General features: G+C 76.2%; 4 protein-coding genes. 3 read left to right on the plus strand and 1 reads right to left on the minus strand.

The genetic code is table 11. From position 1 onward, the window contains the following. Nucleotides 1-43 precede the first annotated feature (43 nt). Both G6556_RS17035 and G6556_RS17040 read left to right on the plus strand, forming a co-directional pair. Nucleotides 44-772, plus strand: a complete 729-nt coding sequence (locus G6556_RS17035) for an ABC transporter ATP-binding protein (protein WP_166944068.1) — start codon at nt 44-46, stop codon at nt 770-772. After that, nucleotides 772-3,528 (plus strand): ABC transporter permease, encoded by a 2,757-nt coding sequence (locus tag G6556_RS17040; RefSeq protein WP_166944064.1) that lies wholly within the window; start codon nt 772-774, stop codon nt 3,526-3,528. Before G6556_RS17035 ends, G6556_RS17040 begins: the two co-directional genes overlap by 1 nt. Nucleotides 3,529-3,762: 234 nt before the next feature. Here the strand turns inward: G6556_RS17040 and G6556_RS17045 are convergent, their stop codons facing one another. Further along, nucleotides 3,763-4,188 (minus strand): hypothetical protein, encoded by a 426-nt coding sequence (locus tag G6556_RS17045; protein WP_205693658.1) that lies wholly within the window; start codon nt 4,186-4,188, stop codon nt 3,763-3,765. A 380-nt stretch (nt 4,189-4,568) separates the two neighbouring features. Here G6556_RS17045 and G6556_RS17050 point away from each other — a divergent pair, with 380 nt between their 5' ends. Next, nucleotides 4,569-4,817, plus strand: a complete 249-nt coding sequence (locus G6556_RS17050) for a WhiB family transcriptional regulator (protein ID WP_166944066.1) — start codon at nt 4,569-4,571, stop codon at nt 4,815-4,817. Nucleotides 4,818-4,902: the final 85 nt, after the last annotated feature.

The raw sequence follows: 4,902 nt of genomic DNA on the forward strand, positions 1-4,902 counted from the left end.
CGGGGCCCCGCAGCACCGGCAGGCCGCCGTCCGCGCCCGCGGGCTGACCAAGGTCTACGGCCGCGGCGAGGCCGAGGTGCGCGCGCTCGCCGGGGTGGACGTCGACTTCGCCGCCGGCGAGTTCACCGCCATCATGGGCCCGTCCGGCTCCGGCAAGTCGACGCTCATGCACCTGCTCGCCGGGCTCGACGCCGCGACCTCCGGGTCGGCGTTCCTCGGGCAGACCGACGTCACGACGCTCGACGACGACGCGCTGACCCGGCTGCGCCGCGACCGCGTCGGCTTCGTCTTCCAGTCGTTCAACCTGCTGCCGATGTTCACGGCCGAGCAGAACGTCCTGCTGCCGCTCGAGCTCGCCGGCGCCCAGGTCGACCGCGCGTGGTTCGACACCCTCGTCGCCACCCTCGGGCTCGGGCAGCGGCTCACGCACCGCCCCTCCGAGCTGTCCGGCGGCCAGCAGCAGCGCGTCGCCATCGCCCGCGCGCTCATCGCCAAGCCGGAGGTCGTGTTCGCCGACGAGCCCACCGGCAACCTGGACTCCCGGTCCGGCGCCGAGGTGCTGAGCTTCCTGCGCCGCTCCGTCCGCGAGCTCGGCCGCACGATCATCATGGTCACGCACGACCCCACGGCCGCCGCCTACGCCGACCGCGTGGTGCTGCTGGCCGACGGGCGGATCGCGGGCGACATCGTCGACCCGACCCCCGAGGCCGTGCTCGCCGGGCTGGACGCGCTGCGCCAGCTCGAGGTCACCGACGTGCCGGCAGGTGCCTGATGTGGCGGCTCACCCTGGCGCAGATGCGCCGCAGCCTCGGCCGGCTGACCGCCGCGGGCGTCGCGGTCGCGATCGGCACCGCGTTCGTCGCCGCGACGCTGCTCGCCGGTGACGTCATGCAGCGGATCTCCTACGACTCGCTCACCGCGTCGTACGGGACCGCCGACCTCATCGCCGACGCCGGCAACGGCGTCGCGCTGACCGAGAAGACCGTCGAGGCGGTGCGCGGGACGCCCGGCGTCGCGGCGGCGGACCCCCGGGTCATCGCCCCCTACGTCAGCATGTCCGCGGGCGACCGCGCGATCTCCCAGACGCTGATCCCGGTGTCGAGCGACCCCGCCTTCGACACCCAGCACGTCACGGCCGGCGCGCTGCCGACCGCGGACGGCGAGATCGCGCTGCCCGAGCGGGCGGCCGAGCGGCTCGGCGTGGACGTCGGGGACACCATCACCGTGTCGTACTACGCGTGGCAGGCGCCCGACGCCTCCGCCACGGAGGGTGCCGCGGCCGACGCCGCCACCGCGGCCCCGACCGAGGAGGCCACGGCCGGCGCGACCGACGGGGCCGCGACCGACGAGGCCGCGCCGGGCGAGCCCGAGGGCACGTACCGCGAGGTCGACGCCGACGCCGAGGTCGTGGGCCTGACCACCGACCCGACGTCCGCGTGGGCCCAGTACGGCGGCGCGGCGCTCGCGACGACCGCCGACACGCTGCTCTGGTCGGGCTGGGGCCAGGACGGCGCCGCGCCCACGCTCGCCGACGCCCAGACCTCCCAGCTGCTGATCGCGGTCGACACCGGTGCCGACACGGCCACCGTGACCGACGCCGTCGCCGGCGTCCTCACCTCCTCCGGCAGCACCGACCCGGTCGTGCTCACCCGCGACGCCGCCGCCGAGCGCGCCCTGTCCGGCGGCGACGGAACCGGTCCGATCCTGGTCGTGGTGCTCGCGTTCGCCGCGGTCGCGATGATCGTCGCCGGCCTGGTCATCGCCAACACGTTCCAGGTGCTGGTCGCGCAGCGGACCCGCATGCTCGCCCTGCTGCGCTGCGTCGGGGCCGTCCGGTCCCAGGTCCGGGGGTCCGTGCTGCTCGAGGCGGGCCTGCTCGGGCTCGCGGCCTCCGTGGCGGGCGCGCTGCTCGGCACCGGGCTGGTGCAGATCGCGCTGCTGGTCATGCAGAACGCGGACCTGCCGTTCCCCGTCCCGAGCGTGGTGCGGCCGACGGTCGCGAGCGTGGTCGCCCCGCTCGCGGTCGGCCTGGTCGTCACCGTGCTGGCCGCCCTGACGCCCGCCCGGGTCGCCACCCGGGTCGCGCCCATCGCCGCCCTGCGCCCGGCCGACGCGCCCGCGGCGGGCAGCCGCGCGGGCCGGTTCCGGCTGGTCGTCAGCCTCGTGCTGGTCGTCGGCGGCGCGCTGCTGCTGGCCGGCGGGGTCGCCCTGTCCGAGCAGTTCCTCGTCGCGGCCGTCGGCGTCGCGATCCTCGGCGGCGCCGCGTCCTTCGTCGGCCTGCTCGTCGGCGCGGTGTTCTGGATGCCGAGGGTCGTCGCCGCGATCGGCGCGCTCGTCGGCCGGCTCGGGATGCCCGCGCGGCTCGCCGCGGCCAACACCGGCCGGAACCCGGCACGCACCGCCGCCACCAGCACCGCGCTGCTGATCGGCGTCACGCTCGTCGCGATGATGAGCACCGGCGCCGTCACCGCGCGCGCCACCCTGGACGAGGAGCTCGACACCCGGTTCCCCGTCGACCTCGCGGTCTCGGCGCCGTACACGGCCGGCGAGGACGGCACCGCGGTGGCCGAGCCGCTGCCCGCCGGCACCGTCCGCGCGCTCGCCGACATCCCCGGGGTCGCGGCCGTGGCCGCCCTCGGGCGAGACAGCGTCGACCTCGGCGGCACGGGGAACCTCGTCGACGCGCTCGGGATCACCCCGGAGCAGGCCGCCGACGTGCTCCGCGACACCGACCTGGTCGACGCGATCGGCGACGACACCGTCGTGGTGCCGAAGGCGCTCGCGACGAACAGCGGCATCGAGGACGGCGACACCGTGGCGCTCGCGCGCAGCGAGGGCTCCGCGGGTTCGGCGGGTTCGGCCGGTTCGGCGGGTTCGGCCGGTTCGGCGGGGACCGTCGACCTGACCGCCGTCGTCGTGCCGCTGGACGACTGGGTCGTGCTCGTCACCCCGGCCACCCTCGACGCCCTCGGCTCCCCCGGGGCCGAGAGCACCGCCTGGCTCCGGGTCGCGGACGTCGACGCCTCCGGCGAGGTCGTGCAGCGGGTGCAGGACCTGACGGCGGACTCCGCGCTCGACATCACCGGCGCGGCGCTCGAGCGGGCGCTGTACCAGCGGGCGATCGACACCCTGCTCGCGGTCGTCGTCGGGCTGCTCGCCGTGGCCGTCGTGATCGCGCTGATCGGCGTCACGAACACGCTGTCGCTGTCGGTCATCGAGCGGCGCCGGGAGTCGGCGACGCTCCGGGCCCTCGGGCTCACCCGCCGGCAGCTCCGCGCGTCGATGGCGGTCGAGGGCGCCCTGATCGCCGGGGTCGGCGCGATGGTCGGCGTCGCGCTCGGGATGGCCTACGGCTGGCTCGGGTCCGCGGCGGTGCTCGCCGGCATCGCGGACCTGCAGCTGCGGGTGCCGTGGACGGACCTCGGGCTGGTGCTCGGGGTGGCCCTGGTGGCGGGCGTGCTCGCATCGGCGCTGCCCGGCCGCACCGCGGCCCGGACGCCCCCCGTGGCGGCCCTCGCGGTCGACTGACGCGCGGACCCGCACGCACGCCGCGCCCGGCGGGGGACCTCCCCCGCCGGGCGCGGCGTCCGTCGTCCCGGCGCTCGCCGAGTCCGCCCCTCCCGCGATCGACACCATCCGCCGAGATAGGGCCTCCAGGCCGAGGTAGGACAGTCCGCGGCCCTATCTCAGCCCGCGGGTCCTATCTCGGCGAACGGGGCGGGGGCGGGTGCGGGCTGGCTGGCCCGAAAGGCCGGGCTGGGGTCAGTCCTCGCGGCCCGCGCCGACCGTGGTCCAGGCGACGACGGTCGGGGTCACGAGCAGGCCACCGACGACGACCGCCAGGGCCAGGACGGCCACCGACCAGACGGCGACCTCGACGCCGAGCCAGCCCACCGCGAGCACGACCAGCAGGATCTGGACCGTCATCACCGGCGCGCGACCCCAGCGGTGGCCCTGCAGCAGCGCCCGGCCGGCGCCGCCGAGCACGGCCGCGACGCCCGCCGCGAGCACGATCAGGAAGACCACGGGCCCCGGCATCGAGGTGCCGCGCACGAGCGCCACGACGAGCGCCCCCGCGATCACGGCCACGGCGAGCGCCTGGAGGAGCACGAGGCCGGCGAGCAGCCGGACGGCGCCGGGCGCGACGGGGGCGGGCCGGGACGGCTGAGGGGTGTCGGATCCGGTCACGCCGCAGACCCTACGCGGGCCGCGGGTGAAACCGTCGGGCATCCTCGCAGGTCCCCGCGGTGGCGCGCTCCGGACCAGGGACGATGGTCCCGGCGGCCGGACGAGTTGGCGCGCGGCGACCGGGTGGGAGTAGCGTGCGCCCCAGGCGTTCAGGGTGCACACAGATGTGACAGACGCCTCAGTCGTCACGCGCAAGAAACCTGCGCGTAACCCCTTGTGCGCCCTCCGGCGGCCATGTGAATCTTGTACTCAGCAGTTCGATTCCCCCGAGCGCCGACGCTCACGCCCCCCGCCTTCTTCCGTGCGTCGGACGTGTGCTCGTGCTCCCATGCCGCCCAGCCCCCTGGTCGTGGCATGCCCCTGTGCTGAGGAGTGTTTCGATGGATTGGCGTCACCAGGCAGCGTGTCTGACCGAGGACCCGGAGCTGTTCTTCCCGATCGGCAACACGGGCCCGGCCCTGCTGCAGATCGAGGAGGCCAAGGCCGTGTGCCGCCGGTGCGACGTCGTGGACACCTGCCTGAAGTGGGCGCTGGAGTCCGGCCAGGACGCCGGTGTCTGGGGCGGTCTGTCCGAGGACGAGCGGCGCGCCCTCAAGCGCCGCACCGCCCGCCAGCGCCGCGCGAGCTGACACCCCGCTCGCAGCACGACCCCGACGCCCGCCGCGCCCCTCCCTCCGGGGCACGGCGGGCGTCGTCGCGTCCACCCCCGGACAC

Source organism: Cellulomonas sp. IC4_254 (genome assembly GCF_011603975.1).
GTDB lineage: Bacteria > Actinomycetota > Actinomycetes > Actinomycetales > Cellulomonadaceae > Cellulomonas.

Bases quoted from the DNA above. Each gene is read 5' to 3' on its own strand.
- G6556_RS17040 (WP_166944064.1), top strand. From the start codon at position 772: ATGTGGCGGCTCACCCTGGCGCAGATGCGCCGCAGCCTCGGCCGGCTG.
- G6556_RS17050 (WP_166944066.1), top strand. From the start codon at position 4,569: ATGGATTGGCGTCACCAGGCAGCGTGTCTGACCGAGGACCCGGAGCTG.